Annotated in this window: 22 protein-coding genes and 5 pseudogenes; 14 read left to right on the forward strand and 13 right to left on the reverse strand. The window is 58.4% G+C overall.

Annotated elements, in window-relative coordinates:
• Positions 1-17: 17 nt before the first annotated feature.
• Positions 18-302 carry a DUF4148 domain-containing protein gene (locus tag LXE91_RS41225; protein ID WP_027809994.1) on the reverse strand — a complete coding sequence of 95 codons (285 nt, stop codon included), beginning with the start codon at positions 300-302 and terminating at the stop codon, positions 18-20.
• A gap of 146 nt (positions 303-448) precedes the next feature.
• Here LXE91_RS41225 and LXE91_RS41230 point away from each other — a divergent pair, with 146 nt between their 5' ends.
• Complete coding sequence (locus LXE91_RS41230; RefSeq protein ID WP_223274451.1) at positions 449-844, forward strand: hypothetical protein; 396 nt, start codon at positions 449-451, stop codon at positions 842-844.
• 205 nt (positions 845-1,049) lie between these two features.
• Here the strand turns inward: LXE91_RS41230 and LXE91_RS41235 are convergent, their stop codons facing one another.
• On the reverse strand, positions 1,050-2,210 hold the full coding sequence (locus LXE91_RS41235; RefSeq protein WP_027809996.1) for a porin: 1,161 nt from the start codon (positions 2,208-2,210) through the stop codon (positions 1,050-1,052).
• A 315-nt stretch (positions 2,211-2,525) separates the two neighbouring features.
• On the opposite strand from LXE91_RS41235, the gene LXE91_RS41240 reads away from it, so the two are divergent.
• Together LXE91_RS41240 and LXE91_RS41245 are read left to right on the forward strand one after the other, a co-directional pair.
• Positions 2,526-2,801 carry a DUF4148 domain-containing protein gene (locus LXE91_RS41240; RefSeq protein ID WP_027809997.1) on the forward strand — a complete coding sequence of 92 codons (276 nt, stop codon included), beginning with the start codon at positions 2,526-2,528 and terminating at the stop codon, positions 2,799-2,801.
• 64 nt (positions 2,802-2,865) lie between these two features.
• The gene (locus tag LXE91_RS41245) at positions 2,866-3,369 is read left to right on the forward strand and encodes a hypothetical protein (protein WP_027809998.1); all 504 of its coding nucleotides are present in this window, start codon (positions 2,866-2,868) and stop codon (positions 3,367-3,369) included.
• Positions 3,370-3,391: 22 nt separating this feature from the next.
• Here the strand turns inward: LXE91_RS41245 and LXE91_RS41250 are convergent, their stop codons facing one another.
• Both LXE91_RS41250 and LXE91_RS41255 read right to left on the reverse strand, forming a co-directional pair.
• Positions 3,392-4,117 (reverse strand): ZIP family metal transporter, encoded by a 726-nt coding sequence (locus LXE91_RS41250; RefSeq protein ID WP_027809999.1) that lies wholly within the window; start codon positions 4,115-4,117, stop codon positions 3,392-3,394.
• Positions 4,118-4,278: 161 nt separating this feature from the next.
• A pseudogene (locus LXE91_RS41255) lies at positions 4,279-4,576 on the reverse strand (PLP-dependent transferase); the annotation flags it as partial.
• A gap of 75 nt (positions 4,577-4,651) precedes the next feature.
• Between LXE91_RS41255 and LXE91_RS41260 the strand changes: the two are divergent.
• Entirely contained in the window at positions 4,652-6,322 is a 1,671-nt protein-coding gene (locus LXE91_RS41260) for a phage integrase family protein (protein ID WP_027810000.1), read from the forward strand.
• A gap of 399 nt (positions 6,323-6,721) precedes the next feature.
• A pseudogene (locus tag LXE91_RS41265) lies at positions 6,722-7,428 on the forward strand (transposase family protein); the annotation flags it as partial.
• Between the two features lie 151 nt (positions 7,429-7,579).
• Here the strand turns inward: LXE91_RS41265 and LXE91_RS41270 are convergent.
• Positions 7,580-8,728 carry a porin gene (locus LXE91_RS41270; protein WP_027810002.1) on the reverse strand — a complete coding sequence of 383 codons (1,149 nt, stop codon included), beginning with the start codon at positions 8,726-8,728 and terminating at the stop codon, positions 7,580-7,582.
• 149 nt (positions 8,729-8,877) lie between these two features.
• The gene (locus LXE91_RS41275) at positions 8,878-9,798 is read right to left on the reverse strand and encodes a LysR family transcriptional regulator (protein WP_159068963.1); all 921 of its coding nucleotides are present in this window, start codon (positions 9,796-9,798) and stop codon (positions 8,878-8,880) included.
• A 417-nt stretch (positions 9,799-10,215) separates the two neighbouring features.
• On the opposite strand from LXE91_RS41275, the gene LXE91_RS41280 reads away from it, so the two are divergent.
• Positions 10,216-12,462: a heavy metal translocating P-type ATPase gene (locus tag LXE91_RS41280; protein WP_220497943.1), complete on the forward strand. Its 2,247-nt coding sequence runs from the start codon at positions 10,216-10,218 to the stop codon at positions 12,460-12,462.
• 95 nt (positions 12,463-12,557) lie between these two features.
• Here the strand turns inward: LXE91_RS41280 and LXE91_RS41285 are convergent, their stop codons facing one another.
• Positions 12,558-13,976 carry a heavy metal sensor histidine kinase gene (locus LXE91_RS41285; protein ID WP_080289663.1) on the reverse strand — a complete coding sequence of 473 codons (1,419 nt, stop codon included), beginning with the start codon at positions 13,974-13,976 and terminating at the stop codon, positions 12,558-12,560.
• A complete protein-coding gene (locus LXE91_RS41290) occupies positions 13,973-14,644 on the reverse strand; it encodes a heavy metal response regulator transcription factor (protein WP_046544051.1) in 672 nt (223 codons plus the stop codon). Before LXE91_RS41290 ends, LXE91_RS41285 begins: the two co-directional genes overlap by 4 nt.
• 449 nt (positions 14,645-15,093) lie before the next feature.
• Between LXE91_RS41290 and LXE91_RS41295 the strand changes: the two genes are divergently transcribed.
• The 7 genes and pseudogenes from LXE91_RS41295 to LXE91_RS41325 all read left to right on the forward strand — a co-directional run.
• Positions 15,094-17,124: a copper resistance system multicopper oxidase gene (locus LXE91_RS41295; protein ID WP_027810005.1), complete on the forward strand. Its 2,031-nt coding sequence runs from the start codon at positions 15,094-15,096 to the stop codon at positions 17,122-17,124.
• 8 nt (positions 17,125-17,132) lie between these two features.
• On the forward strand, positions 17,133-18,005 hold the full coding sequence (locus LXE91_RS41300; RefSeq protein WP_089444650.1) for a copper resistance protein B: 873 nt from the start codon (positions 17,133-17,135) through the stop codon (positions 18,003-18,005).
• Between the two features lie 84 nt (positions 18,006-18,089).
• Positions 18,090-18,476, forward strand: coding sequence for a copper homeostasis periplasmic binding protein CopC (gene copC, locus LXE91_RS41305; protein ID WP_027810007.1), 387 nt, complete (start codon positions 18,090-18,092; stop codon positions 18,474-18,476).
• Positions 18,477-18,523: 47 nt separating this feature from the next.
• Entirely contained in the window at positions 18,524-19,405 is an 882-nt protein-coding gene (gene copD / locus LXE91_RS41310) for a copper homeostasis membrane protein CopD (protein ID WP_229278267.1), read from the forward strand.
• Between the two features lie 233 nt (positions 19,406-19,638).
• Positions 19,639-19,926: a DUF4148 domain-containing protein gene (locus LXE91_RS41315; RefSeq protein ID WP_075687087.1), complete on the forward strand. Its 288-nt coding sequence runs from the start codon at positions 19,639-19,641 to the stop codon at positions 19,924-19,926.
• 881 nt (positions 19,927-20,807) lie between these two features.
• Positions 20,808-21,179, forward strand: coding sequence for a hypothetical protein (locus tag LXE91_RS41320; RefSeq protein ID WP_143282329.1), 372 nt, complete (start codon positions 20,808-20,810; stop codon positions 21,177-21,179).
• Positions 21,180-21,432: 253 nt separating this feature from the next.
• Positions 21,433-21,923 (forward strand): annotated as a pseudogene (locus tag LXE91_RS41325) (creatininase family protein); the annotation flags it as partial.
• Between the two features lie 10 nt (positions 21,924-21,933).
• Here the strand turns inward: LXE91_RS41325 and LXE91_RS41330 are convergent.
• The 5 genes and pseudogenes from LXE91_RS41330 to LXE91_RS41350 all read right to left on the reverse strand — a co-directional run.
• A pseudogene (locus LXE91_RS41330) lies at positions 21,934-22,266 on the reverse strand (IS4 family transposase); the annotation flags it as partial.
• A gap of 26 nt (positions 22,267-22,292) precedes the next feature.
• A complete protein-coding gene (gene tnpC / locus LXE91_RS41335) occupies positions 22,293-23,849 on the reverse strand; it encodes an IS66 family transposase (RefSeq protein WP_046544050.1) in 1,557 nt (518 codons plus the stop codon).
• Between the two features lie 31 nt (positions 23,850-23,880).
• Positions 23,881-24,231 (reverse strand): IS66 family insertion sequence element accessory protein TnpB, encoded by a 351-nt coding sequence (gene tnpB, locus LXE91_RS41340; protein ID WP_027810102.1) that lies wholly within the window; start codon positions 24,229-24,231, stop codon positions 23,881-23,883.
• Positions 24,207-24,683, reverse strand: coding sequence for an IS66-like element accessory protein TnpA (gene tnpA, locus LXE91_RS41345; RefSeq protein ID WP_027810101.1), 477 nt, complete (start codon positions 24,681-24,683; stop codon positions 24,207-24,209). Before tnpA ends, tnpB begins: the two co-directional genes overlap by 25 nt.
• A 53-nt stretch (positions 24,684-24,736) precedes the next feature.
• Positions 24,737-25,795 (reverse strand): annotated as a pseudogene (locus tag LXE91_RS41350) (IS4 family transposase); the annotation flags it as partial.
• Between the two features lie 113 nt (positions 25,796-25,908).
• Here LXE91_RS41350 and LXE91_RS41355 point away from each other — a divergent pair.
• Entirely contained in the window at positions 25,909-26,280 is a 372-nt protein-coding gene (locus tag LXE91_RS41355) for a creatininase family protein (RefSeq protein ID WP_306172480.1), read from the forward strand.
• Positions 26,281-26,366: the final 86 nt, after the last annotated feature.

A 26,366-nucleotide genomic window follows, 5' to 3' on the forward strand; every position in this document is an offset into this window, starting at 1 on the left:
CAGTCCTTAGCGAGATATTACCGCTGGGCCAGATTATCGTGCTGGTCGGCCTGCGGGGCTTTCTCACCCGCATGCACTGAGATTCCGTGCAGTTCCTTGTTGCGCGAGACCATGTCCTTTGTCGGCGGGTATTGCGTCTTGCCCACCGGTACGACGCCTTCATGTTGCGCCTGCTTCAGCTCCTCTATGACCTGTGCGCGGGTCTTGCCTTGCGCCTGCGTCTGTGCGTGAGCAGCTTGCACGGCCATGCCGAGCGACATCGTGGCGGTGAGGAACAGAGTAGCCAATTTTGCGGTCTTCATTGTGAATACTCCTTGATTTGAACGAGGCCGCCGGGTGGCGAACCATGAGCCCAGTATGCAAAGACGGCCGTGCGCTACCGTGATCGAAAGATGAAAAATGCGTCAGATTCGGGGGCGTCACGGCAATTGCGGCATATGCGTGCGGCATGACGAAATTGTCATGTTCGCATCATGAATGCGATGCGCGGAAGGCGGAACATCGAGTCAGCCGCCTGCCGATGGCGTGGACGGCATTCGCGCCGTTCGCAAGCAGCAGGATCGAAAGCGGGCGGTCCTGCCTCGATTTCATTACAGGTCGAAAATTGCATCGTCCCGCCATTCGCCTCGCCTTGATCGCAGTCCTGATCGTCTCGCTGTTCGCGGGCTGCGCGTCGACACGTTCCGGCACCACGGCCACCGCCCCTGCCGCCGCGCGCAAGCCCGCGCCGGTCGACCTGACGGCTGGCGAGCAGGTCGACTATGCCGGGCATCGCTGCGGCAATCCGAACCTGTATGTGAAAACGCATCCATGCCTATTCCCGCAGCGCAATTCCGTGCGGTGATCGTCGGACACGCGTAAAGAGAAAATGGCCCGGCACTCGACGAGTCCGGGCCTAACGCGGGATCGTGCCATACGACATCGACCCGCTGCGTGGGTGTGAACGAGCGTGGCCCGTCACCGTTCCGATCGTAGCGGCGCGACGCATCGTGGACCTGATCCGAACATGAAATTTCCGTTACGAGGCGCGCATGGTTGGCCGCCGCGATTCAGAACCGGTGACGCAACCCGAGATTGACGATGCCCTGCGTGCGCGTGCCGCCATAGCCGTACGAGCCGATCGACGCCTGCGCCGTTTGGGTGCCGCCGTCGACCGTGCGCTGTTCCCCGTTCGCACGTTGCCAGGCACCGACCGCGTAGAGATCGGTGCGCTTCGATAGCACGTAGTCGGCGCCGGCCGATACCTGATGGTAGGTCGCGCTCGTATCTCCACGGGCCTTCGTGTAGCTGTAGCCGACGCCGACGAGCAGGTTGGCCGTTGCCTGGTAGTTGAAGAACCCGCGTGCGGTGTCGTATTTCTGCGTGCTTCGGAATACCGACATCGCATCAGCCTTGTACAGCGCATTGCTGTAGTCGACACCGACCGCGAAGGGCGCGAAGTTGTAGCGCAGCGCGCCGCGCGCGATGCCGATCGATTTCGCCGAGATGTAGCCGCCGTTGACCAGCGACCCATCGAACGTGCCGTCGGAAGTGCCGTTCCAGCCGGTGCGGATGCCGTTGGCGAGCGACGAACGGTTGGCCGCGTAGTAGTAGCCGCCCGCGACATCGACCGGGCCGTTGCTGTATGAAAGGCCGGCCGACCAAGTTTGCCCGGCACCGCTCTTGCCAGCCACGCCGCCGAGCGCATACATGCCGACGAATTGGAATCCGCCGATCGTCGGCGACGTGTACTTCACCGCGTTGTCGGTTCGCGACGACGTGTCGTAGTTATCGACGTCGCCGGGTGTTGCATACACGCTGCCGAAATAGAAGTCGCCGGTCACGGGCCACGCGACATCGGCAAGCGCGTCGTACTGGCGGCCGAGCGTCAGGGTGCCCCAGCGCGAGCTTTCCAGTCCGACGAACGCCTGCCGGCCGAACATCCGGCTGCCTTGCCCGAGCGCGCCGGTGTTCGGGTTGAAGCCGTTTTCCAGCGTGAAGATCGCCTTCAGCCCGCCGCCGAGATCCTCCGCGCCTTTCACGCCGAAGCGGTTGCCGAGCAGATTGCCGTTGCCGAGACCGACGAGATTCTTGCCGTCCGCACTGGCGTTCCATACATAGGTGAGCGACGTATCGAACAGGCCGTAGAGCGTGACTTCCGTCGCATGGGCCACTTGGGCTGTCGTCAGCAGCGCCGCCGACATCGTCACAAGCCGAACTGGTGTTTTCATGGTGTGTCCCTGAAGTTCAAGATGGTCGTTCCGTGCATCGTTCGACCCCGGTGCCGAGCTTTGCGGCGGCGGGCCGGAATATCGCGATCGCGCTGGCGATTCTGGAAAGCGTTCGAATCGTGGAGGTGAGGGACAAATGAGAAAAATGTCATCGCCGCCTCATGAGCGTCGAAACATGCGACGAATTTCATTCGCAGTGCAATGCAGGAGATGCCGGAACGGTGACGAAACCGTCATGCGGCGATCACGTTTCCGCACCGCCACCGGATCAAAGTGAAGGCTCGAGTCACGGATTTCCAGCAAGGAGCGAACGCCTTGAACATGCCGCGACCGATGATAGTCATCGCCGCTGCCGCGTTATCGATTGCGGCCTTTTCGCGAGCAGCGGCCGAGCAGCAGAAGACCCGGCAAGAAGTCCGCCAGGAACCGGTGCGCGCGCGCCACGATGGCGTGATCCCAAGCCCGAAACAAGATTACCCGGCGAGCCCGGCCACCGTCGCGCGCAACCAGGAAATCCATCGTGCAACGCTGCATCGCGGCGAGGCGGCGCCGATGGTCGATGCGCACGACAACCGCTTTCCGGTTCGCTGATCGTTCGTTCGCGGCCGACCGCCGCGGTGCCGGCCACCGCACCCCATAAGAAGAGGAGCGCGTCATGCGCAATATCGCGAAAGGAATCGTGCTTGTGGCATGTCTGATGTCGACGGCCGCGATGGCGGCCGGCTGGCCGGAGCGTGCGCTGTCGCATGCGTCGGCACACGACGTCGACCAGCGAGCTAACGAGCGGATGCGTTGCGAATTCGCGGCCGTGCCGGTCGGTGCGTGGACCGCGACGTTCATGCGCGGGCAATGCGAAGTCGACAACGGTCGGCTGACGTTCGTTCCTGCCGATGTCGGCGACGAGTCGACCGCCGCGGCGAAATGGATCGTGCTCGGCGACGTTCGCACCGCGTCGCATCAGTCACGCAAGCTGAAGGAACAGCTGCAGCTGACCACGCGCGACGAAGTGATCGCGCTGAACGTGCTGACCGACGACGGCAGTCGCAAGTCGCGCGAGCATGCGATCGATCTGTGGACTGCGCTGCGCAACGAGGGTGTCACGCCGGTCAACGGCACGCGGATCGTCGATACCTATCCGACCGGCGCGACGACCTGGTAGCCGTCGCGCCGTCGCGTGCGGCTCATCCGGCTTTCACCGATCCTTCGATCAGGAGGAACACGATGAAGCCGATGAAGAACGAAGCCGTCGCGAACGGTGTTTCGGGCACTTCGTGGGCTTCGACCAGCAGTTCCTCGGTGACGAGGTACAACAGCGCGACCGTGCCCAGTCCCAGCAGCGCCGCATAGATATTCGCCGGCAGCCCGGCGAACGCCACATTGCCGGCAACGGCCGCGACGCTCAACAGCGCCGCGAGCGCGACCGGCACGACGATCGACAGCAAGCGCCCGATGTCGGCCGCGGCCAGCGCCGCGCTGACCGACAGCGCGAGGAACAGCACCTCGAGCGTCAGCGCGACGGTCAGGATGATGCCGCTTTCGTCGCTTGCGGAAAAAGCGATGCCGAGCACCAGGCCGTCGACGACGAGGTCGATCGCGGTGACGATGATCAGGCTGACCGGCAACCGCGCTGCCTCGAAGCGCGTCTCGATCGCGCCCGACAGCGCGTGGATCGCCAGCATCAGCGCAAGGCCGAGCACGAAGCCGACGACGACCGGAAACAGCGCATGCTCGCGGTCCTGTGGCAGCAGTTCGAGCGCTGCGGCCGCGAACACGATGCCGCCGGTGAAATGCTGAATCACGCTTGACGTTTTTGGCCCAGGCGCGCGCCACGCGGCCGCGAGGGCGCCGAAAAAGGCCGCCAGGATGGGCGGTAACGTGAGCAACGCAAGCTTCGCGGTCGATGTCATGAGGCCTCTCAGCGGTTGGTGTGCCGCAGCGGGAGCTGCGTTGCACAATCGTACGCGCCGGGTGTCGCCTCGGCACGAACCGGGGATTGAATAGCTTGAAGCCGCTTCAGGGTCAAGCGGTTTGATGCGGTCGCACCGGCAAGCCGGCGCGACCGCTCTGGTCAAACCCGCGCGAGGAATTGGTCGAGATCCGAGCAGGTCGTCGATATGCTCGATGCCGTTCGATAGCCGCACAGCTTCTTCTTTCACGCCGGCGTCCGCGAGTTCGGCCGGCGACAGCCCGCGGTGCGCGATCGAGGTTGGAAGCATCGCGAGCGACTTCTATCGTCGATGTTGATGAGCTGCGTGAACGGATTCAGCACGTCGTGGAACTTCGCACTGCCGTCGCGGCCGCCTTTCATGCCGAGTGTCAGACTGCCCCGGCGCGCGGCACAGCAGGTAGATGAATTTCAATTGATGAACTATCCAATATCAGATTTGGGCCGATAATTAACATTATCTGTCCAGCGACATTTTTGACTTAAACTGGCGTGCATGAAAACGCGTGAGACCGAACCCATCGCCTTTCCTGACGATGCCGAACTGGCCGCGCTGCGTGCCTGGTACGCCGGGCTCGGCGCTCGAGCGGCAGTCGCCCGCTATCTGGGCGACCGCAAGGCGCCAGGGGCCTCCGCGCGAGGCGTACTCGGCCGCATCCGGCGCGCGCTGGTCGCGTTCGCGACGAGCCGTCACCGGGTCGATCTGGCGGAAGCCTTCGGCGAGCGGTCCGCCGCGTCGGCCGACACCGTTGCGCGCGCGATCGAGACGTTGCGCAGCCTGCCAGCACCCGTGCCGCACATCGCCGACGAGATTGACCAATGGTTGCCGCCGCGCGCGGTGGCCGCGCTGCGGGCGCATGGCATCCGGACGCTGGCCGAGCTGACCGTGCGGATTCCGCGCCGGCGCCGCTGGTGGATCGCGATTGCAGGTCTCGGCGTCGCCAGTGCGCGCCGAGTGGAGGCGTTCTTTGCTGCCCATCCGGCGCTGACCGAACGGGCGCGGGCGCTGATCGTCGCGGCACCGGCCGGGGACATCGTGCCGTGGGAGCAGTTGCGTGTGCCGCACGAAGTCGACGGCTCGCACGGACAGTTCCGCGCACCGCGGGCCGCCTGCCTGCTCAATGCATCCAACGACTACGAGGCAGTCCAGTCCTGGCTGTCGCTACACGAATCGGCCGCCACCCAGCGCGCTTACCGCAAGGAAGCGGAGCGGCTGATCTTGTGGGCGATTGTCGAGCGCGGCCGCGCGCTGTCGTCGCTCACCACCGACGACGCGATTGCGTACCGGGCATTCCTGCGCCGCCCGACACCGCGCGAACGGTGGGTCGGGCCGTCGCGGCCGCGGCACAGTGTCGAATGGCGACCGTTCACCGGCGCGCTCGCGCCCCGATCAGCGGCATACGCCCTGAACGTGCTGTCGGCGCTGTTTCGATGGCTGATCGAGCAGCGCTACGTGCTCGCGAATCCGTTTGCGGGAGTGAAGGTCAAGAACCATGCGCCGCGCGCCGGATTGGACGTGTCGCGCGGCTTCTCCGAGGGCGAGTGGTTGCTGATCCGCACGCTGGCCGACGGCCTGGAATGGTCGTATGGCTGGAGTGTGCCGGCCGCTCAGCGCTTGCGGTTCCTGCTGGACTTCGGCTACGCAACCGGCTTGCGCGCGAGCGAACTGGTCGGCGCGACGCTCGCCGACATTCGCCGGGACGAACACGGCGATCACTGGCTGCACGTGCTCGGTAAGGGCGGAAGACGTGGGAAGGTGACGTTGCCGGCGCTGGCCCGGACGGCGCTCGACCAGTATCTCGTGCAGCGGAGCCTGCCGGTCACGCCCGCGCGCTGGAGCCCGGCGACGCCGCTCGTCGCGAGTCTCGACGAGGACGGCGCACGCATCGAAAGCACGCGGCTTTGGCGGGTGTTGAGACGGTTCTTCGTGCTGGTCGCCGATGCGATCCAGGACGAGCGGCCCGCGACCGCGGAGAAGTTGCGCCGCGCGAGCCCGCATTGGATGCGCCACACGCACGCGTCACACGCGCTGGCGCGGGGCGCCGAGCTGATCATGGTGCGCGACAATCTACGCCACGCGTCGATCTCGACAACGTCGACCTATCTGCACAGCGATGAAGTGCAGCGGGCTCGGCAGTTCGATCAGGCTTTTGCTCCGCGGAAATGAGCGGCGAGCCACAGAGAGCCGCGTTAAAGCGCCAGATTTTGCACCTGAAGGGCGCAATTCCGCGAAATCGATGGTTTCATAAGCTTATGATTTTTAGGTGAATTTTTAGATAAACCGCCAGATTTTGCACGAAAAGGACGATTGCCCCTAATCGAGCGTGCAGGTTTCGGTATCGAGCGGATCGGTACCGGATATGCGCCAGGACCTCGATGCTTTACTTACCTTTACGAAGGCATCGCACGGAAGCCCTAAGAACAGGTAATCAGGACCGATCGAACATCGGCGTGATATCGGCGCCGGGCACCGTAGGTATCCGCCATCCATTGACCGCGAAACACCACCTTCCAAACTGATCACGTTCGCCGAAACGGCTGATCATCGTCACCGAAATCCGCAATGTACTTGCAGACGAAGCCGCCGATCGATCCGTCGGGCTTGAAGCGCTGGCGCAAGCGGCTGGGCGAAGCCGGCGTCGAAGAACTGCTGGCCGAGACGATCGGAGTAGCCAAACGGGCCCAAGTCGTCAAGAGCTCGAGTCCGAAGTGCGTGATCGTCGACACGACAGTGATGGAGAAGGCGATCGCGCATACCCCCGGAAGTTGAGTGCTTGGCGAAGGGCAAGGCACGCAAACCGTATGAGTTCGGCGTGAAGGTGTCGATCACGACCACGCACAAGGAAGGTTTGGTGGTGGGCGCGCTCGATGCCAGGTAACCCGTGCGACGGACATACGCTGGCCGAAGCACTGGAACAGGCGGCAATCCTGAGCGACGTCCAACCGGAGATCGCCGTCGCCGTCCGAGGCTACAAGGGAGTCGCCATTGACGGCGTGAAGATCTATCACCCGGGTTTGCGACGAGGCATCACGCGCGGCCTGCGGGCGATGATCCGGCGCCGAAGCGCGATTGAGCCAGCCATCGGGCCCATGAAGGCCGACGGCAAGCTCGATCGAAACTAGCTCAAAGGCGCGCTTGGCGACGCGATTCACGCAGTGCTGTGCCGTGTCTGCCACAATCTGCGGATGATACTGCGCAAGCTGCGGCTATTTTACGCCCCGATTCTCCCCGCTTTGCTCAATTTCAACACTGCTACGCTGTCGCCGGCGTGAGCCTATCTGCGCGACAATACGATTTGTTCAGGGCCGACCACTTAGTCGACAGTGCGCGGCGGATTCTCAGATGCATCATGCACTGGGAATCCGGTCGCGCTTTTAGGCGGGCTGTGCTCGACTCAATATTGAAATGTCCGGCCCAGACCAATCAAAACACGTGCCGCATCGCAACGCGAGTAAGGACTTGATTTGCCGTCGAGGAAGAAGACGCTGCCCCCGTGATATAGGCAGTATTCAGCGGAGCGATGCTATCGGTGCCACCGGACAGATGTTGATACATGCCCTGGACATACAAGTCAGTTCGCTTGGAAAGCTGGTAGTCCACCATCAGGCCGACCTGCTGCCATTTCGGGGATACATTTCCAGCGGTGCTGTTAAAACGTCCGCGAGTATAGTTGTACATTCCTCCGATATATGCATTTTTCGTGAATTGATATTTCGCATTGATCTCAAAATTATCAAATTTCAGCGAATTTGCCAAGTTATCGAAGTTTCCGACATAAACCGAACTCGACGTGTTTTTGAGGTCCGTATGTGAATAGACGAAGCCGATCATCGCGTCGTTCGTAATTTGATAATTGATGCCGGCACCCCAGACACGTTGGCGACCGGCGACGAACGAGGTGTCGTCCGTTGCGAGTGATCCAATCGACGTGCCGCCGGGGTTGTTGATCTGCATGTATGCTGCGGCGATTGAAAGCGGGCCGCCTACATACTGGGCACCGACGCTGTATGCGCGATTGTTGGCAAAACCAGAGGCTTGGTTACTGAACCCGTACAGCCCCCCAAACGAGAAGCCGCCATACGTGTTGCTTGCAAATTTTACCGAATTGTTCAGCCGGAATGAATTGTCGGTGTTGTCGTTATCGAATGGATGGGAAAGGAGATAGCCACCCCAGTTCCCGTTTGCCGTCAGCGGCGCCAAGTAGTCCACTACCGAATCGTATTGACGGCCAAACGTCAATGTCCCCAAGCGATCACTCTGCAAGCCGACGTACGCCTGTCTGCCGAACATCCGTTTCCCTTGGCCTGCAGCGCCAGAGTTGACGTCGAAACCATTTTCCAGTTGGAAGACCGCTTTTGTGCCGCCGCCGAGATCTTCGACTCCTTTGAGGCCCCAACGGCTGCCTTGAGCGAACCCGCTCTGCATCTCGAAGTTGCTGTGACCGCCTACATTGTTCGTGTAGTTGATCCCCTCGTCGATCAAACCGTACAGCGTGACGCTGGACTGCGCGTGCGAAATGTACGGAATAGCCAGTATGCCAATGGCAAGGCTCGACTGGATTACTTTATTCATGCATCCCCCTTTTTCTTGAAGTGTTTCAAATGGATGTGTATGGCGGATAGCCGCGGATGAGGCACGCTTCGCCTTCGTCCAGATCCGAAGGATAAGAGTGCAAAAATTTACGGTTTTTGAAATACTGTAGTGACAGATTCGTGTTGTAGCTATCCTACATTACCGTTGTCGTCGGGGCGATGTTGCGCTTTGCTGGTGCCATCGCGAATGAAGTCCGTCACGAAGTCGATGAACCGGCGGACGCTGCGGGTCATGTATTTGTTGCTTGCGTACAGCATTTGCAGTTTCCGTTGACCGGTGACGACTCGGAATTGGGGTAGGACAGCCTTTAGGGTCTCTGATTCAAGGTCGCGGTGGACAAGCGCATGTGGAAGGCAAGCGATGCCGAGTCCTGCGATCGCCGCGTGGCGAACCATTACAGTGCTCGGCGCGCTCAACGCAGGACGGAGCGACGAGCGATATGGGATACCATCAAATTGAAACTCCCAAACGCGCTCGGTGCTGTCTGCTGCAAGGAGTGTTCGGTGGGACTCGAGATCGCTCGGATGTCGCGGCGTGCCGTGTTGTGCCAGGTAGATTGGGGATGCGACAACCACGTCATAAACTGGTGAGAGGGCGCGGTAGATGAGAGAAGAATCTTTAAGTTGAGTATCGAATGTGAACCAGATGTCAAAGTCGTTCGTAATCAGCTCCGGAATGCGCTCGACCAGTTCGACATCAAAGCTTATGCGAGGCTCTATGAGATTGAAGGCAGCAATGAGGTCGGCAAGAGCGCTCGCGGCAAATGCTTCCGGCGCTAGGATTTTCAATGTCCCGGTTGTTTCCCGGGCGTCGGACGTGACAGTCGATTCGAGGCAATCTAACCTATATAGTAGGTCCTTGCAGCCCTGCCAATATGCATGTCCCGCATCAGTCAGCGAAACATGTCGCGTGGTTCGGTTCAATAGGCGCACCTCTAAGTGCGCCTCCAGGGCAGCGACCCCTCTTGTGACCATCGCACTTGAAACACCCAATTGCCGCGCCGCGACGCCAAAGTTGAGCGTCTCGGCAACTCGAGTGAACATTCGCATTGCGGCTATCTGATTCATAATCACCAGCGAGACATGAATACGTAAGCATGATGACCTAGTGGCGACAGCTGGATGGCGTGCAAATTACAAGATTGTCATTTTGTGCGAGCCGGGCCAGAATCGTCGACCACATGACGGAACTAATGTTCGTCTGGCTTCGCCACGCGAAACCGGTGGCAATTCGGTCGGTCGTCTAAGGAACGATACAAGTGGAATGAGGAGCGCACGGTGACAGATCAACACAGCGGAATTGGGTCGCCTCACAAACCGACATCGGATTCGCATCAGACTGATATCAATAGCGTTCCGAGTCACGAGGCCGCAGACCAAACACATGATCCCCGTACGCACCACCACGGGCACGAACATGCTGCTCGCGCGGATGAGCATGTGGAGTCTCGAGACCCAGTGTGCGGGATGACGGTCACTGAAGACGCTCAGTTTCGCGACAGCTATAAGGGGCACCTCTACCGCTTTTGTGGCGAGCTCTGTCTGGCGAAATTTCAAGCGGCACCGGCCAAATATGTTGTCCCGTCTGCTCCCACGACGGCGGCGGCACCAAGTGGAACACTTTACACTTGCCCAATGCATCCGGAAATACGGCAGGATCATCCAGGCCAATGCCCGAAATGCGGCATGACGCTTGAACCGGTTCTCCCGAATCTTGAGGAAGGCGAAAACCCTGAGAGGAGCGATTTCCGGCGCCGATTTTGGTGGACGCTTCCGCTGACGCTCATTGTGTTCGTGTTGGCGATGTTTGGCCATCGTCTGGATTGGATGCCAGCGACCATCCAATCGTGGATCGAACTTGCACTGTCGGCACCCGTCGTGCTGTGGGCGGGATTTCCGTTTTTCGAGAGGTGTATCCAGTCCCTTGTCCACCGTAGTCCGAACATGTGGACGCTGATCGGCCTGGGGACGGGCGCAGCCTTTATCTACAGCGTGATCGCAACCGCTCTTCCGAGCGCCTTTCCAGCAACGTTCACTGCCCACGGCAGGATCGGCGTCTATTTCGAGGCTGCAGCTGTCATTATTTCGCTGACTCTGTTCGGCCAAATACTCGAACTTAGCGCGCGTGCGCAAACGTCCGCTGCGATCAAGGCGATATTGGGACTGGCCCCGAAGACCGCGCGGCGTCTTCGTGCCGACGGCATGGAAGACGACGTGCCACTGTCTGATGTGCACGTGGGAGACCTACTCCGGGTTCGCCCTGGCGAAAAAGTTCCGGTAGACGGTGTCGTGACCGATGGGTCCAGCTCGCTTGACGAGTCGATGATTACAGGGGAACCCATTCCAGTCACGAAGCACGTGGGTGACCATGTCATTGGCGCGACCATGAACACTTCCGGCAGCCTTGTCATCCGATCCGAGAGGGTTGGCTCGCAAACCGTCCTTTCGCAAATTGTCCAGATGGTGGCAGAAGCGCAGCGGTCTCGAGCCCCCATGCAGCGCATGGCGGACAAAGTCGCGGGCGCATTTGTCGTCGCGGTCGTCGGTATCGCCCTGCTGACCTTCCTCGCATGGGGCATGTTCGGTCCTGCGCCAAGCTGGGTATTCGGTCTGATCAACGCGGTCGCAGTACTCATCATCGCATGCCCATGCGCTTTGGGTCTTGCGACGCCGATGTCAATCATGGTGGCTAGTGGCAAGGGCGCCTCGAATGGCGTGCTCTTTCGTGATGCCGCGGCGATCGAAAACATGCGTAAAGTTGACGTGCTGATTGTCGACAAGACTGGCACCTTGACCGAAGGGCGGCCTGCATTCGAGTGCGCATTGGGCGTGAACGGGTATACAGACGAAAACGTCTTGAGATTCGCTGCGAGTATCGATCAGGGAAGCGAACATCCACTCGCGTCCGCGATCGTCGCCGCCGCTCGTGCGAGAGGTCTAGCCCTGGATCGCGCCGCAGACTTCGAATCGTCGACGGGTATGGGAGTCAGAGGGAGGATTGGAGCGCATCGACTTGCACTGGGCAATACCGTGTTAATGCAGAGCGAATCGATTTCTGTTCTACCTATTGCCGCTGAGGCAGAGCGACTGCGCACGCAGGGTGCGAGCGTCATGTATCTGGCAATCGACGGTCGCTTGGCGGGGCTCTTGTCGGTGGTAGACCCGATTAAGAGTACGACGCGTGAAGCGCTTGCAACCCTCAGGGCCGACGGTATCCGAGTTGTCATGGCGACGGGGGACGGCTTGAGAACAGCCCAGACCGTCGCTGAAAAGCTTGGAATTGAGGAGTTCCATGGCGAGGTAAAGCCAGCCGATAAGCTCGCGCTGGTGGCGCGTCTTCAGCGAGACGGGCACGTAGTGGGGATGGCCGGGGATGGGATCAATGACGCCCCAGCATTGGCAAAAGCGGATGTTGGGGTGGCCATGGGGACGGGGACGGATGTGGCAATGAATAGCGCACAGGTCACGCTAGTAAAGGGGGACCTGCGTGGCATCGCGCGAGCCAGAGAATTGTCCGATGCAGCCATCGCGAACATGAAGCAAAACCTGGCGTTCGCGTTCGTATATAACGCGTTGGGCGTGCCTTTGGCGGCCGGCGTGCTTTATCCTTTTACGGGGTTGCTACTATCACCGATGATCGCCGCGCTTGCCATGAGTTTGAGTTCAGCTTCAGTCATCATGAATGCGCTGCGTCTGCGTCATTCCAAGATTTAACCGCGCAATGCACGGCTGTGCTTTGGAGGGGGGGAGTATCTATCCGACGCTGACACCATCGTCGTGCGTTATTGAATCAGAGTACAAAACTCTGGTTACGTTCGAGAGGTTGGGGAGTATTCGTTCGTACCCCGCGCCTTAAAGGTTAGCGTGAATGACGTTTTCCCATTTTTGCTGACCACAGTAACATCGCCGTCGTGGAGGTTCATTATAGATTTTACGATTGCAAGGCCGAGGCCAGCATTTTTTGCCGAGCCATGCCTTGCATGGTCGGCACGATAGAATCGTTCAAACACGAAATCGATATGCTCTGGGGGGATCGCTTTCCCGACGTTTTCAACGCAAATCGAAGCTGTTGACGAAGTTTCGTATGATCGAATTGAAATAACGGAATTCGGCGATGCGTGTTCGACCGCATTCGACAGAAGATTCCCAACTGCCCGACGAAAGAGAATGGCATCGGCTGAAATCGTCGCGGCCCCATTGTTCTGCAGTGTCACATCTTTCTCATCTGCCGTGTTCTGAAAGTAAGATATGATTTTCGGGAGTTCCTCGTTTGTTTTAATTTTAACGAGATTGATGTGTTGAGTAGCGTTGTCTGTCCGGGCGAGAAAGAGCATATTTTCAATCATGCGCTGTAGTCGCTCGCATTCTTCAATATTCGACTCAATCAGTGTCTCGTATTCTTCGCTTCGGCGGGGGCGTGAAAGCGTGATTTGAGAGGAGCTGATGATATTGGCCAGCGGAGTACGCATATCGTGCGATAAGTCTGACGAAAATTGCGAGAGGCGCGTGAATGCTCGCTCCAGTCGGTCGAGCATTTTATTAATAGACGATGAAATCTCAACAAGCTCGATCGGACCTCGATCGATGTTTAATCGATCACTCAATCGGTGGGCTTCGATATTCGATGCTTGATGTCCAATATTCTTGATCGGGCGAAGTCCGCGCCTCGTGACGATATATCCCAAAACGGCGACAGCCAAGGCGCCAATTGTTGATGCAATGAACGCATCCATTCGGTAGTCTTGCAATAAGGAATGCCGATCATCTGCGCTCCTTGCGATGATAATAATCACCTTGATGTCGCTGAGTGATGCGGTTCCGTAAATGCATTCCGAAAAGCCAATTCCAGGTGGGAAGCATTCGAATGGCCTATTCGGTTGCTGGCCGTTGATCAGCTTCGAACTCAGACTCACCGATTTGATGTCGGAATGTTGGATCAGTGGGGCACCATCGGGACCGAATACGCCGACAAACAAGCCGGGGTGAGATAAAAGGGTCTCGTGAAAAAAGAGTGAATTTTCCCGTACACCGTCCAGTGAGCCGGATTCTCGTGCAAATTTTGTAAATTGATCTAGTTTTCCAGCGATTTCAATATCGTCACGTTGGTTGAGTTTGGAAGATAGTGCCTGATAAAGATATGCGCCCAGCATTGAGAATATTAGTGCTGCGACGATTGCGAACGCCGCAGTCAGGCGCTTGAGTAAAGAATATTGCGCGGTGCGGCTCATTCCGATCTATTTTCCAGAACGTAGCCCATTCCCCGGACGGTGTGGAGCAACTTCGGTTCGAAGCAGTCAACTTTTGCTCTTAGACGCCGCATGGCCACGTCAACGACGTTCGTGTCGCTATCAAAATTCATATCCCACACTTGAGAGGTAATAAACGCACGGGTCAGAATTTCGCCTTCGCGCTCAGCGAGCAGCTGGAGGAGAGCGAATTCCTGAGCCGTGAGATCGATGCGTGTGCCAGTTCTGCGGACGCGCCGTTTGATGAGATCAATCTCTAGGTCGGCGATTTGCAAAACCTCCCGCCCGTCTTGCTGCGTCCGACGAAGCAACGATCGTATCCGCGCAAGCAATTCCGCGTAAGCGAACGGCTTCGCTAAGTGATCGTCGGCGCCAAGTTCGAGGCCCGCAACCTTGTCCTCGACACTATCGCGTGCGGTCAGGAGCAGAACAGGGGTCTTCTTTGTCTCCCGGAGCCGGCGTAACACTTCGAAGCCATCCATACATGGCAGCATGACGTCAAGGATGAGCAGGTCAAAATGCTCATTCAATGCTAGGAAGAGGCCGTCCTCCCCGTTTGTTGCGGTCGAGACGCCATAGCTTGCCTCCGTGAGACCTTTGCGGAGGTAGGAAAGCATCTTCTCTTCGTCTTCGACAATAAGGATACGCATGATGGTGAGCTGTCTCGTCTCGTAATGCGGCGGTCGAAAAAATGTCTGTCGGCCGGCGCGCTTTGACGAAAGAAGATATCGCCAAACGTGCGGAATTTCCAGACCTTACGTTCATGACAAAATGGTCATCTGGTGGCAATGTGTGTGACTACATGAGGGGGGTAGTCTCCTCATCAACGGTTTGGTAGCGTCAGAGCGCAGTGGCGGCGCAATTGTCTACTCTCAAGGTCGGTGCGCGAGGTCGCGTGTCGTCGTAACCCAAGGCCCGTCCTGCGCGTGCCGACGAGGGGCCACAATCCGATGGGCGTCGTTGAGATGGTTGAGCGAGGTCGCAGGTCGAAACGCCAGCTATGACTCTAGCGCTGAACGTGGGGCTCGCCGCTTGTTGATTTAGAATCCGTGGCTGCCAAGTGGTGAAACTCAAACCAATATCAACTGGATACTGATAGATGCGATCGAATATCAGCAGACGAACCTTCGTGAAAGGCCTAGGCGCAGCCGGCTTGGTCGGCGGTTTGGGGATCTGGCGCCCGCAGGTCTGGGCGATGACAAGCCCGGACCAGCCTCGCGTGCAGGCGGGTAACGACTTCGATCTGTCCATCTCCGAAGCGCCGATCAATATTACCGGCCGGGCGCGAACTGCCACGATGATCAATGGGACGTTGCCCGGTCCTGTTCTGCGGTGGAAGGAAGGTGACGTCGTTACCTTACGCGTTGCGAATCGTATGTCCGATCAAACTTCGATTCACTGGCACGGGATTATCGTGCCTGCCAACATGGACGGCGTGCCAGGACTGAGTTTCAACGGAATCGACCCCGGCGAGACCTATACCTATCGCTTCAAAGTAAAGCAGCACGGAACTTACTGGTATCACAGCCACTCGTCGTTGCAAGAGCAAACCGGTGTGTATGGTCCGCTCGTGATCGATCCGAAGGATCCTGAGCCATTTAAGTACGATCGCGACTACGTGGTCATGCTCTCGGATTGGACCGACGAGAACCCTAAGCGCGTAAAAGCCAAGCTCAAGAAGCAATCGAATTACTACAACTTCCATCAACGAACGTTCGGGGATTTCATCCGAGACGTCAAGAAGGACGGTCTGAGCGCGACCATCGCTGACCGGAAGATGTGGGCTGAAATGCGCATGAGTCCTACCGACCTCGGCGACGTCAGCGCGTACACCTACACCTATCTCGCCAATGGGCTTGCGCCGAATGGAAACTGGACGGGAATCTTCCGTCCTGGCGAGCGAGTGCGCCTTCGTTTCATCAATGCTTCCGCGATGACCTATTTCGATGTCCGTATCCCCGGGCTGCGAATGACAGTGGTTGCCGCTGACGGCCAACCGGTCAAACCCGTCAGCGTCGACGAGTTTCGTATCGCAGTGGCCGAGACCTATGACGTCATTGTGGAGCCGACCTCCGAACCGGCGTACACCATCTTCGCGCAATCGATGGACCGGACGGGCTACGCGAGAGCGACGTTGGCTGTGCGCCAGGGCCTCTCGGCGCCGGTTCCGATGCTTGATCCTCGTCCGTTGGTTACGATGGACGATATGGGGATGGGGGGTATGGCAGGAATGGACCATGGCTCCATGGGGGGCATGACTGGAATGGACCATGGGTCGATGCAAGGTATGTCCGGAATGTCAGGCATGAGTGATGACTCGATGCAGGGTATGAGTAGCATGTCGGGGATGGACCACGGTTCTATGCAAGGCATGAGCGGCATGTCCGGAATGGATGGCGGTGCAATGAAGGGCATGGGTGATATGTCCGGCATGGATCATGGTTCGATGCAAAGCATGTCCGGGATGGACCACGGCTCCATGCAAGGCATGAGCGGCATGTCCGGAATGGATGGCGGTGCAACGAAGGGCATGGACGATATGCAGGGAATGAGCCACGCATCCATGTCCGGCATGAATCACGGTTCAATGCAGGGCATGGGCGCAATGCAGTCCCATCCTGCGACGGAAAATGGTAATCCGCTCGTCGATGCGCAAGCAATGAGCCCAACCCCGCGGCTTGACGATCCTGGCATCGGTTTGCGAAACAATGGTCGGCGGGTGCTGACATACTCCGATCTGCGAAGTACGTTTGCGGATCCAGACGGCCGCGAACCTGCTCGAACGATCGAATTGCATTTGACCGGCCATATGGAGAAATTTGTCTGGTCGTTCAATGGCGTCAAGTTCGGAGATTCTCAGCCCATTCGTCTCAAGTATGGTGAGCGGGTCCGGTTGGTGTTGGTTAACGACACGATGATGACTCATCCGATACATCTGCACGGTATGTGGAGCGATCTCGAAGACGACCAAGGTCGTTTCATGGTCCGCAAGCACACCATCGATATCGCGCCTGGCTCCAAGCGTAGCTATCGCGTCACAGCCGACGCGCTTGGTCGTTGGGCCTACCATTGCCACCTTCTTTTCCACATGGAGACTGGCATGTTCCGCGAAGTGGCTGTAGAGGAGTGAGGGCTCTCATGTTCGAAAAAAAGCAATATGGGAAATTTGCCGCCACGGCCGCGACCGTAATGTTTGTCACCATGGCGCCCGTATCGGCAATGGCCGAGTCCTCAGGATCGAATCAATCGGCAGGAGTGGGGGAGCCGACCATGCAACCGATGGAGTCCTCGCCGAAAAGCGTGCCATCGCCGGTACCGCCATTGACGGATGAAGACCGTAAAGCGGTCTTCACCGGCGGCCACTTGCATGATATGGGCGATAAGGAGATCAACTATCTGTTCCTGCTCGATAACCTCGAGTGGCAGAACGGCAGCGATGGCGGTGTTCTGAACTGGAATGGAACCGGGTGGGTCGGAGGTGACGTCGATCGTCTCTGGTTGCGGTCGGAAGGGAAACGGACAACGAAGGGACTTGAAGACGCCGAAGTTCAAGCGCTTTGGGGGCACTCGATCGGCCCTTGGTGGGATGTGGTTGGAGGAGTTCGCCATAACTTCAAGCCGGGAAGGTCGCAAACGTGGGCGGCTGTTGGTATTCAGGGACTCGCGCTCTACAACTTCGAAACGCAAGCCACTGCGTTCGTCGGACAGAGTGGACAAACGTCGATGCGCCTCGAAGGGACCTACGATTTCCTGATCACAAATCGCCTGATTCTTCAGCCGTCGCTGGAACTCAACATATATGGAAAAAGCGATGCAGCAAGAGAGCAGGGGGCTGGTTTGGCGAACAGTTCCTTGGGTTTGCGTTTGCGATATGAGGTCGATCGTCAGTTTGCGCCATACATTGGCATTACCTGGGATCGTTCATACGGCAACACCGCGCGCTTTGTTGAGCACGAGGGCGGGCGCCGGAACGAGGTGTCGTTCGTGGCCGGCGTACGTGTGTGGTTCTGAAACGCAGAAGCTTGCTTGCCGTACGGTGATTGAAAGTAGGGCAACAAGATAACTATCACTATTTACTTGAAAGGGAGATTTACTATGTCGCTCCAACGTTTTGTTTCGAGAACTTTCGTCGCTGCTGCTGGCCTCGTAGTCGCAACGGCTGCATTTGCTCACCCGAAACTGCTCTCGTCGACGCCGCAGGACAACACTGAAGGCTCCGCACCTCAGAAGATCGAACTTCACTTTTCGGAGAATCTGATGACTCAGTTCTCCGGTGCGGGCCTTGTGATGACGAGCATGCCGGGGATGACGGACCATTCCGCCATGAAGATCGCAGCCAAGGTTTCCGGAAGCGATGATCCCAAGACGATGGTGATTACTCCTGCTCAACCGCTCACGGCCGGTACGTATCGAGTCGACTGGCGCGCCGTGTCGTCCGACACGCACCCGATCACCGGGAAGATCACGTTTATTGTGAAGTGAATATTATGGACAGCTGGGTAAACATCGCAATTCGGTTCATTCTTTACATGGACCTGATGCTGCTCTTTGGCCTCCCGCTTTTTGGTCTGTATGCCTTGCAGCATCACGAGCGTCGATCCCTGCACATCACGAGACAATTTTCCGCCATCCTCGGCGGAGCGGCCGTAGTCGGGATTGTGATGTCCTTACTCAGCATGCTCGTACTGGCAAAGATGATGACGGGCGCGGAAGATTATTTCAGCGTGAGTCGGCACGCTTTTGAGATGATTGTGTCTGGCACGGCGTTGGGCGCAGCATGGGTCCTTCGACTCGTCGCACTCAGTGTCGCCCTCGTAGTCACGCCGCTTTTGGTGCGTCGCCCGACGTACGGATTCGCGATCACCGCCAGTGCCGGATTGATCGCGTTGGCCACCTTGGCTTGGGGTGGTCATGGGGCAATGGACAGCGGTGGCAAAGGTGTGCTTCATCTGTCGGCCGACATTCTTCATCTTGCTGCCGCGGGCGGATGGGTGGGCGCCTTGACGGCCTTTGTATTGCTGCTTCGCGTAAACCATGCATCACCGAATCAACAATTCGAGCTTTTGCAAAGGACATTGGCCGGCTTTGCCGCGATTGGGACAATGATCGTTCTGACGCTCACCGCAACCGGGCTGATCAACTACGGCATGATCTCCGGACTCACACTTAGTGGTTTGACATCGACGTTGTACGGCCAGCTCTTGTTGACTAAGCTGGGGTTTTTCGCTTTGATGCTCGCGCTTGCTGGGGCGAATCGCTTTCACTTGACGCCACGTCTCGAAGAGAAAATGCGAATCGGAGATCATGTTGGTGCAATAGCTGCTTTGCGCAAGAGCTTGTTGATCGAGTCGGGTGCGGCGACGGCGATCCTCCTGTTAGTCTCTGTACTCGGCCTCCAAAGTCCGCAATAAGGTTTTCCTCCTATTGGGCGAAGGCTCGCGAGCTCGCTCAAATTTTGCCCCCTTAATCGAATTAAAACACAACGGCGTCCATATATATGAGCGCCGTTAATCGCATTCAAGAATTGGGGCCATGGAAACAATCCTCAATGGCGCTCAGATTTCAGAATCTTAATCTATCAGCCATGCATTCGTCGGGTGCGTTGCGTAGTATTCATTTGTAGTTCCCTGACATGGAGGATTGTATGAAAATCGCAACTATCTTGATCGCAGTCGCCAGCTTTGCGACGATTTACCCTGCGTTCGCTGATTCCGGTATGTCACAAGACAGCGGTGTCGGATACTCGAGTGCCGCGAATAGCCAATCGGGAAACCCGGTGCGCGGAAAAACGAGGGCGGAAGTATACGCGGAGCTGATTCAGGCCCAAAAGGACGGTCTAATCCCGAGTAGCAAATCGGATTATCCGCCGAGCGAAGCAACTATCCAGAGAAATCGCGAGCTTTATCGGTTGGGACGTTTTTCGTCAAACTAAATGATGCTGTAAATCCGTGGATCGGTGGTACTTGCATATGGCTATTTGGGAATTGTGGTGATACGAAAAGGCATCTCTTGCAAGTACGCCGATCGAAGTGAATTTGCTTTTATTCCGCTCAGGTGGCTCCCAAAACGAGATTTGCGATGCAATTGAAGGCCTGGAGGAGATATGAAGACTTTTCGCCACAAGTACATGCTGTTGGCGAGCTGCATCACGTTGCTGCTTTCCGCTTGTGCAGCAAGGAGTGTGACCGCCGAATCTGGAAAGGTCAGCCAAGCCGAGGAGAGCTCGAAAATTCAGGTGCCGAAATCGTACCCTTGTCAAAATCTTCACGTCAAGACCGGAAATTGCCCGCCTCGGTAACTCCGGATAGGGCTGATGATGTTCGGCAGATACGTGACGTCCCGGGATGCCGCTGAACAGATTTTTTGAATCGGTATGGTGGAAGAAATGAAGACTTCAAGATTGCTAGTTATGCTTGGTGTGCTTTCTATCTCGGCTGCCGCATTTGCGAATGGCATGCCGGAAAGCAAGTACAATGAACTTCAAAAGCATGTAAGGACCGAATCGACGCGAGATCCTTATCTGCGGTCACATCAGGATAGGACTCAATCGACATTTTCAAAACATGCTGTCGGTGTTTATAGGAAAAAATAATATGACCGACCATCCCGCGCCGTGATCTTGCTTCTCTCCGTGCCCCTCCAACCTTTCCAGTCTTGAATCGGGTGTGCTCGTCTACTCCAAACATATCAAGGAATGTGGTAAATTTTGCGAGGTTGGATTCTATGCGGTCTTTTTTGCGGCCTCATCTGCGTTCCATCGTGTTTGCGTTGCGCTGTATGTGACAAAGATGTAATGCTGCTGCCACGCTGCAATTGGGTGAATTCCTGCATGCTTGTGACCATTGCGATCACGCGGGTTTTGATGCAGAACGGAAGGCCCTCGGATCGTTCAAGTTAATTGCCTGGGAGATTGAAATGAAAGAGATAGCAGCTTTTGTAGCCCTGACCATCGCGCTCGTTTCGAGTTTGATCGCTGCACCGGCATTCGCCGATGCGGACCACAAGTATCCGCAATTGCCGAGCGTAGCCGCGAGCGCCAACGCACAAGCAGCTGGTGCCACGGTGCGGAAGGAATATGGGCAGGACGGCTATGGCAACGACGCCACGAGCGCCGCGCAAAGCGGTGTGCGCTCGGCTTCCGAATCGTTCATGATCAACGACCGCTCGCTATACCGCAATCCGTGATCTTCACCGTCCACGCAGGTGAGCCATCCCACGTCGTCCTCACCCTAGCGTCTAAGCGAGAAAGGCGCTAACCGTGTGGCTCACCTTTTATGCCCCGGGCAGTATTGTCCGGGGCACTTTTTTTTGCGAATCATTGCGGGCTAGTGGAGCGGACGCCAACTTGTACTTCGCGACGTGCCGAAGCCTGTTCGTTTGGTAGAAAGTGCGAGTAGACTCGTGAGCCGAGTTCTCCAATTTGCCTGGTGAGTCCGGTATGCAATTCATCCTTCAAGTCGCTTGTGCCGCCACTGTCGCTTTGGCAGCGACACATTCTGTCTTGGCGCAGACGTCTCAGACGATTCAACTAGAGGACTTGACCTGGACCGAACTGCGTGATCAGATCCACGCCGGCAAGACCACTATCGTCGTTCCCATCGGCGGAACTGAGCAAAGCGGGCCGTAGTCGCGCTTGGCAAGCACAACGCGCGCGTCGGGGTGCTATCTCGGCGCATCGCGGAGGGTCTCGGCAACGCGCTCGTCGCCCCCGTGATTGCCTACGTTCCAGAGGGCGGCTATGCGCCACCCACGTCCCACATGCGCTTTCCCGGTACGATTACGGTGCCTGACGACGTATTTGAAAGGACCCTAGAGTCCGCCGCTCACAGTTTCAAAATTCACGGCTTCGTGAATATCGTTTTTCTCGGGGACCATGGCGGCTATCAGGACGACATCAAATGCGTGGTAGCGCGACTTAATAGGCCCTGGACGCATGTCGTTATACAGAAGTGCCGGCGTCACCGTCATCGCGTAATAAGCGCATGGTTTCCGCGGCGATATGAACTTTCGTGAGTCCCTTCCAGATCGTCTCAGCGCCGGGTTCGCCGTCGCTCTTGCGAGCGAGGAATCCACCGAGACGCGCGACCAAGCGCAGCACTTCGTTGAGCTTGGGTTGCGCAGATCGAGGCGTTTTCGTAAGCAGGTACGCAGCCCGAATTTCATCGGGATCGAAGAACAGACGCGCGTCCAAATCAGGGCAGGTGCGCCCCAGCCGCATCAGATAGGTCACGCGCCAAGCCACCACAAGGAACAGCGCCAACGCGCGCTCAAGTGTATGCGGTCTTTTAACGACACCCATCAGAGGTTGGGAGTGGCAGGCATGCTCCATGGCATGAGGGCCGCGTAGTCGTCGGCGGTTGCAGCGAGAGGCAGCTTCGTGAACAGCCAGACGAGGTAGCGATACGGTTCGATGCCGTTCGCCTTGTACGTCTCGACGAGGGAGTACAGATTGGCGCTGGCCTGCGCGCCGGCGACAGTGTCGGAGAACAGCCAGCCTTTGCGGCCGACGACGAACGGTCTGATCGCGTTTTCACACAGGTTGTTCGAGAGTGGCCAGTTGCCGTTCTCGATGTAGCGGACCAGCTTGGGCCATTGCCCGCTCATGTATTGCAGCGCCTTGCCGAGCAGACTCGACGGCACGACGGCGGGCAGATGCTCGACCATCATGCGTTCGACGAGGGAGAGCACTCGGGCGCTGTATCGGGTACGCAATCGCTGCCGGCGTTCAGGCGTCCACTTCGCGCTTCGCGCCTCGGCCGTGAACAGCTTGCCGATCAGCTTAACGAAGCGCGTGGCCAGCAGATCCGATGAGCGTGCCGCTTTCGGCACCGACTCCTCGGCCTTGATGAAGCCGCGGCGTACATGCGCCCAGCATCCGAGATGCACGAGCTGGTGATCGTGGGCGATGCCGTTATAGAGTTCGTACCCGTCCGTCATCAGCACAGTGTCGGGCTGCACGCCGGCATAGAGCTTCTGCGCATGTTGGGCACCACGTCCCGGCGAGTACGAGAACATCCGCACGGGCGGCCCTGAGCCGTTGACCTGCGCCCACAGGTAGCTCTTTGCCTGCGGCCTTCGTCCCGGTTCCTTCAGCACCTGGAACGTTGTCTCGTCGCCGTAGATCAGGTCGGATTCGAGCAGCGCGTCACGCATCAGGTTGATCACCGGCTGCGTAGCAAGCCCCACTCGCACCACGCTAGCGGCCAGCGTGTTCGACAAGATGTCGCCGCCGAAGCGACGCAGCAGCGTGGCCTGGCGATACAGTGGCATGCCGTATTGGTACTTGCCAGTGATGATCCACGCCAGCGCGGATTCCGTGAGCAGCCCGCGAGGGATGATGCGCGTCGGCGCTGGCGTGACCTTAATGCCGAGATCACAGCAAGGGCAGGCGTACTTGACCCGCTGGTGCTGAACGACGCGCACTTGCTCGGGAATCACGTCGAGCTGTTCGCTCGTTTCTACGCCAATCTCGACGAGGGCGTGGCCGTCGTGCGCGCAGAATCGTTCAGCTTCTGGCAACTCGTGCCGCACGACCTCGCGCGGCAGGCTCGGATTGAGTGGTTTGCGCCCGCGCTTGCCGCGCGTGTGGGCGGCGACCGAGGTGCCGGGCACGTCTTCACGCGCGGGCGCGTCGGCAGTCGCCGCCAATGCCTCTGCTTCGTTGAACAGGCCGAGCTGGTCGGCATGGCGCGCCTCGCTCGATGCACCGAACAGTTCGTGCTTGTAGGCCCGCAGCTTCTCTTCGGCCAGATCGCGCTGGGCCGTCACGAGTCGAAGCTCACCGCGCAGCGCATCGCGTTCGGCGAGCAGTGCCTGGTATTCCTCAACACTCGGCATGACGGGGCTGTTCGGCATGGCCGATTAGACCATGTCACCCGCGCGGTGTTCAGCTCATCCGCGCGTAATATCGCTGGGGATGCTTCTGGATCACGGCCAGGTCGATGCCGTCGAGCAGCCAGTGCAATTGCTCGGCGCTGAGCGTGATTGTGTCGCCTCCGTTCGGCCAGATGAAGCGATCGGCTTCGAGTCGCTTGAGCAGCAACCAGAAGCCGTTGCCGCCCCAGCCGAGAATCTTGATTCGATCGCGCCGGCGGTTGCCGAAGACGAACAGCGCCGAGGTCATCGGGTTCAGGCGCATCGCCTGTTCGACCAGGATCGACAGTCCGTTGATGCCCATGCGGAAGTCGACTGGATCGCGATGCAGATAAACCTTCAGCCCTTCGTCGAACCGGAACATGGCAGCCTCCCGAGCATTTGCACAACGGCCGTCAGTTCATCGAAGTTCGCCGGGCCCAATTCTAAGGAAACGCCGTTTGGCAGGTGCACATTCAGTGAGAATGCCGCAGCCAATTTAGTCGGAGTGGGAGCAACCGCGGAGGTGACGACCTGCATAAAGGCTGATTCCTCATGCACGGAAGCCGCCGGCAGCTCGACGCGAGCCTCTCGTGACGGCTCCGTCACGGAGCTGACTATCTCGCCCGCGGCTTGTTCGCGCTGATACTTGGAAATCCACGTCCGAACGAGGTTTGGATTGACGTCGTGCTCCATGGCCGTCCGCGCGATCGACACCCCGGGCTTCAGACACGCCTGTATCAATTCGCGCTTTGCATCCTCGTCGTACTTACGCCGTCCGTCTCGCTTGCGATCGACCACCAATCGGCTCTGCAAACCTCCGCGTTGCTCGTTCATGCACACCTGTCCACGCTCATTGAACATGGACACGTAGCCTCGGTGAATCAGCCTCGCCGTGCAATGGCGTCAATCAAAGAGCGCTTACGCTCAAGTCGCTCAATCGTGCCCAACTGCAGTTCTTCGACCTGACAGCCGTTCTTCAGAACGTTGAACAGGATTTCGATTTCCCATCTGGCCCGATACCACTCGATCAATTCCGTCGCTTCATCCAGCGTGGTCGCCGTACGGTTAGTCAGCAAGCGCCATTCGATCGGCTTCACACCGGCTGGTGCGTCAAACTCGCGCGCGACCAGGCACGTTGCAGCGACGCTTTTGCCCTTGCTCGCAGGCAACTGCACGCGCCGCAGCCACAGGCGCTGGCGCACCGTGCGCGCTTTCACACCTTGGCGCGCGGCCATCGGGAAGGCGATTTCGCCCACCGCTTCGTCGTGCGTGGCGTACTCCCACAACTTATCGCCTTCGGGCAGGCTGCGGTTATGCGCGGCACGTACCAGCCAGTCGGCCGGGTTGCCCAACGCGTCGGCGCGCTCCATCAACGCCATCAAATCCGCTTCGCGGTCGGCCACATACAGCAGACGGGTCGAGGACATATCCGGCGCCATCTCGGCGATGCGCTCGTAGCCTTCGATCCAACGCAAACTTTCCTTCGGGCCACCACGTCGGCCCGAGTCGTCCTTCTTCTCGCGGGCCCACATCCATACGTCAAGGATGCCCAACGGCTCGCGCTGCGGCGTCACCGCATAGGTCGGATGAACAAACATCCCGCGCTGCGCCTCATACGTCAGCGGCCCCAATCCGAGCGCATCCTGACCATTGAAATCAAGCTCGGTGGTGTCTTGAAGACAGAGCACAACCTGATGCGTTTGCATCCGCTTTTGCGTCTGCTGCCAATGCGGCTCCAGAATCGCATGCCACTGGACCTTCTCGTTATCGAAGAAGCGGTACGCCGCTATCGTTTCGCCCCAACCGTGACATGCCTGCGGCACGCTGGCCGTCGGGTCCGCCGCCATCCTTTCCATCAAAAGCCTCGCTCGCTTGTTCAGGCGCGCGTCGCCAAGGTCCAGTTGCTCGAATTCCGTTTGTGTCCAGGGCGTCGATTCGGTGACCAAGGCATCCGCTCAAAAGCGGAGAGTAGACGCGATCCGCCGACAGTTTACAAGCGCCGCTCTATGTCATTGAAAGTAAACGGGCTTCGTCGCCGTCGCCGAACAACGAGGACGTTGTGTATAACGACATGCCCTGGACGGGGTCACGCGCGCGTGCGTTCGTCCCATCAGAATATTATGCGTCGAGTTTTGACGGCTACGCGCAGATTTTGCGCGAGCGTCGCGTGCGAAGCGACGAGATCGGTACGCACGCCGGACTCGCGGACACATCATTGCAACTGGCGGTTGTTCCGCAAATGGTGCGTGTCGAAGAACTGCGCAACGCGGCTAAACCCGGGGTTGCGGATGGAGTCTATGGCGGCGACCCGCGTCACGCAAGCTCGGAGTTCGGGCAGCTCGGCGTTGAAGCAATTGTCGCCCACACCGTCAAGGCGATCAACACCCAACCTGGGCGCTACTCCCTTGGGGACACTGGTAATATCCGCTAATGCCATGCAACAGTACAGTACGCTCAATACTTGGCAAGTTGATCATGTCCGGTACTGGATAGTTTCCGCCGATATACCCATTCAAT

The organism is Burkholderia contaminans (assembly GCF_029633825.1).
GTDB classification, from domain to species: Bacteria; Pseudomonadota; Gammaproteobacteria; order Burkholderiales; family Burkholderiaceae; genus Burkholderia; species Burkholderia contaminans.

Excerpts from the sequence above, each read along its gene's own strand:
- LXE91_RS41225 (WP_027809994.1), bottom strand. The coding sequence starts at position 302 with ATGAAGACCGCAAAATTGGCTACTCTGTTCCTCACCGCCACGATGTCG.
- LXE91_RS41230 (WP_223274451.1), top strand. The coding sequence starts at position 449 with ATGACGAAATTGTCATGTTCGCATCATGAATGCGATGCGCGGAAGGCG.
- LXE91_RS41235 (WP_027809996.1), bottom strand. The coding sequence starts at position 2,210 with ATGAAAACACCAGTTCGGCTTGTGACGATGTCGGCGGCGCTGCTGACG.
- LXE91_RS41245 (WP_027809998.1), top strand. The coding sequence starts at position 2,866 with ATGCGCAATATCGCGAAAGGAATCGTGCTTGTGGCATGTCTGATGTCG.
- LXE91_RS41250 (WP_027809999.1), bottom strand. The coding sequence starts at position 4,117 with ATGACATCGACCGCGAAGCTTGCGTTGCTCACGTTACCGCCCATCCTG.
- LXE91_RS41260 (WP_027810000.1), top strand. The coding sequence starts at position 4,652 with ATGAAAACGCGTGAGACCGAACCCATCGCCTTTCCTGACGATGCCGAA.
- LXE91_RS41270 (WP_027810002.1), bottom strand. The coding sequence starts at position 8,728 with ATGAATAAAGTAATCCAGTCGAGCCTTGCCATTGGCATACTGGCTATT.
- LXE91_RS41275 (WP_159068963.1), bottom strand. The coding sequence starts at position 9,798 with ATGCGAATGTTCACTCGAGTTGCCGAGACGCTCAACTTTGGCGTCGCG.
- LXE91_RS41280 (WP_220497943.1), top strand. The coding sequence starts at position 10,216 with ATGACGGTCACTGAAGACGCTCAGTTTCGCGACAGCTATAAGGGGCAC.
- LXE91_RS41285 (WP_080289663.1), bottom strand. The coding sequence starts at position 13,976 with ATGAGCCGCACCGCGCAATATTCTTTACTCAAGCGCCTGACTGCGGCG.
- LXE91_RS41290 (WP_046544051.1), bottom strand. The coding sequence starts at position 14,644 with ATGCGTATCCTTATTGTCGAAGACGAAGAGAAGATGCTTTCCTACCTC.
- LXE91_RS41295 (WP_027810005.1), top strand. The coding sequence starts at position 15,094 with ATGCGATCGAATATCAGCAGACGAACCTTCGTGAAAGGCCTAGGCGCA.
- LXE91_RS41300 (WP_089444650.1), top strand. The coding sequence starts at position 17,133 with ATGTTCGAAAAAAAGCAATATGGGAAATTTGCCGCCACGGCCGCGACC.
- copC (WP_027810007.1), top strand. The coding sequence starts at position 18,090 with ATGTCGCTCCAACGTTTTGTTTCGAGAACTTTCGTCGCTGCTGCTGGC.
- copD (WP_229278267.1), top strand. The coding sequence starts at position 18,524 with ATGGACCTGATGCTGCTCTTTGGCCTCCCGCTTTTTGGTCTGTATGCC.
- LXE91_RS41315 (WP_075687087.1), top strand. The coding sequence starts at position 19,639 with ATGAAAATCGCAACTATCTTGATCGCAGTCGCCAGCTTTGCGACGATT.
- tnpC (WP_046544050.1), bottom strand. The coding sequence starts at position 23,849 with ATGCCGAACAGCCCCGTCATGCCGAGTGTTGAGGAATACCAGGCACTG.
- tnpB (WP_027810102.1), bottom strand. The coding sequence starts at position 24,231 with ATGTTCCGGTTCGACGAAGGGCTGAAGGTTTATCTGCATCGCGATCCA.
- tnpA (WP_027810101.1), bottom strand. The coding sequence starts at position 24,683 with ATGAACGAGCAACGCGGAGGTTTGCAGAGCCGATTGGTGGTCGATCGC.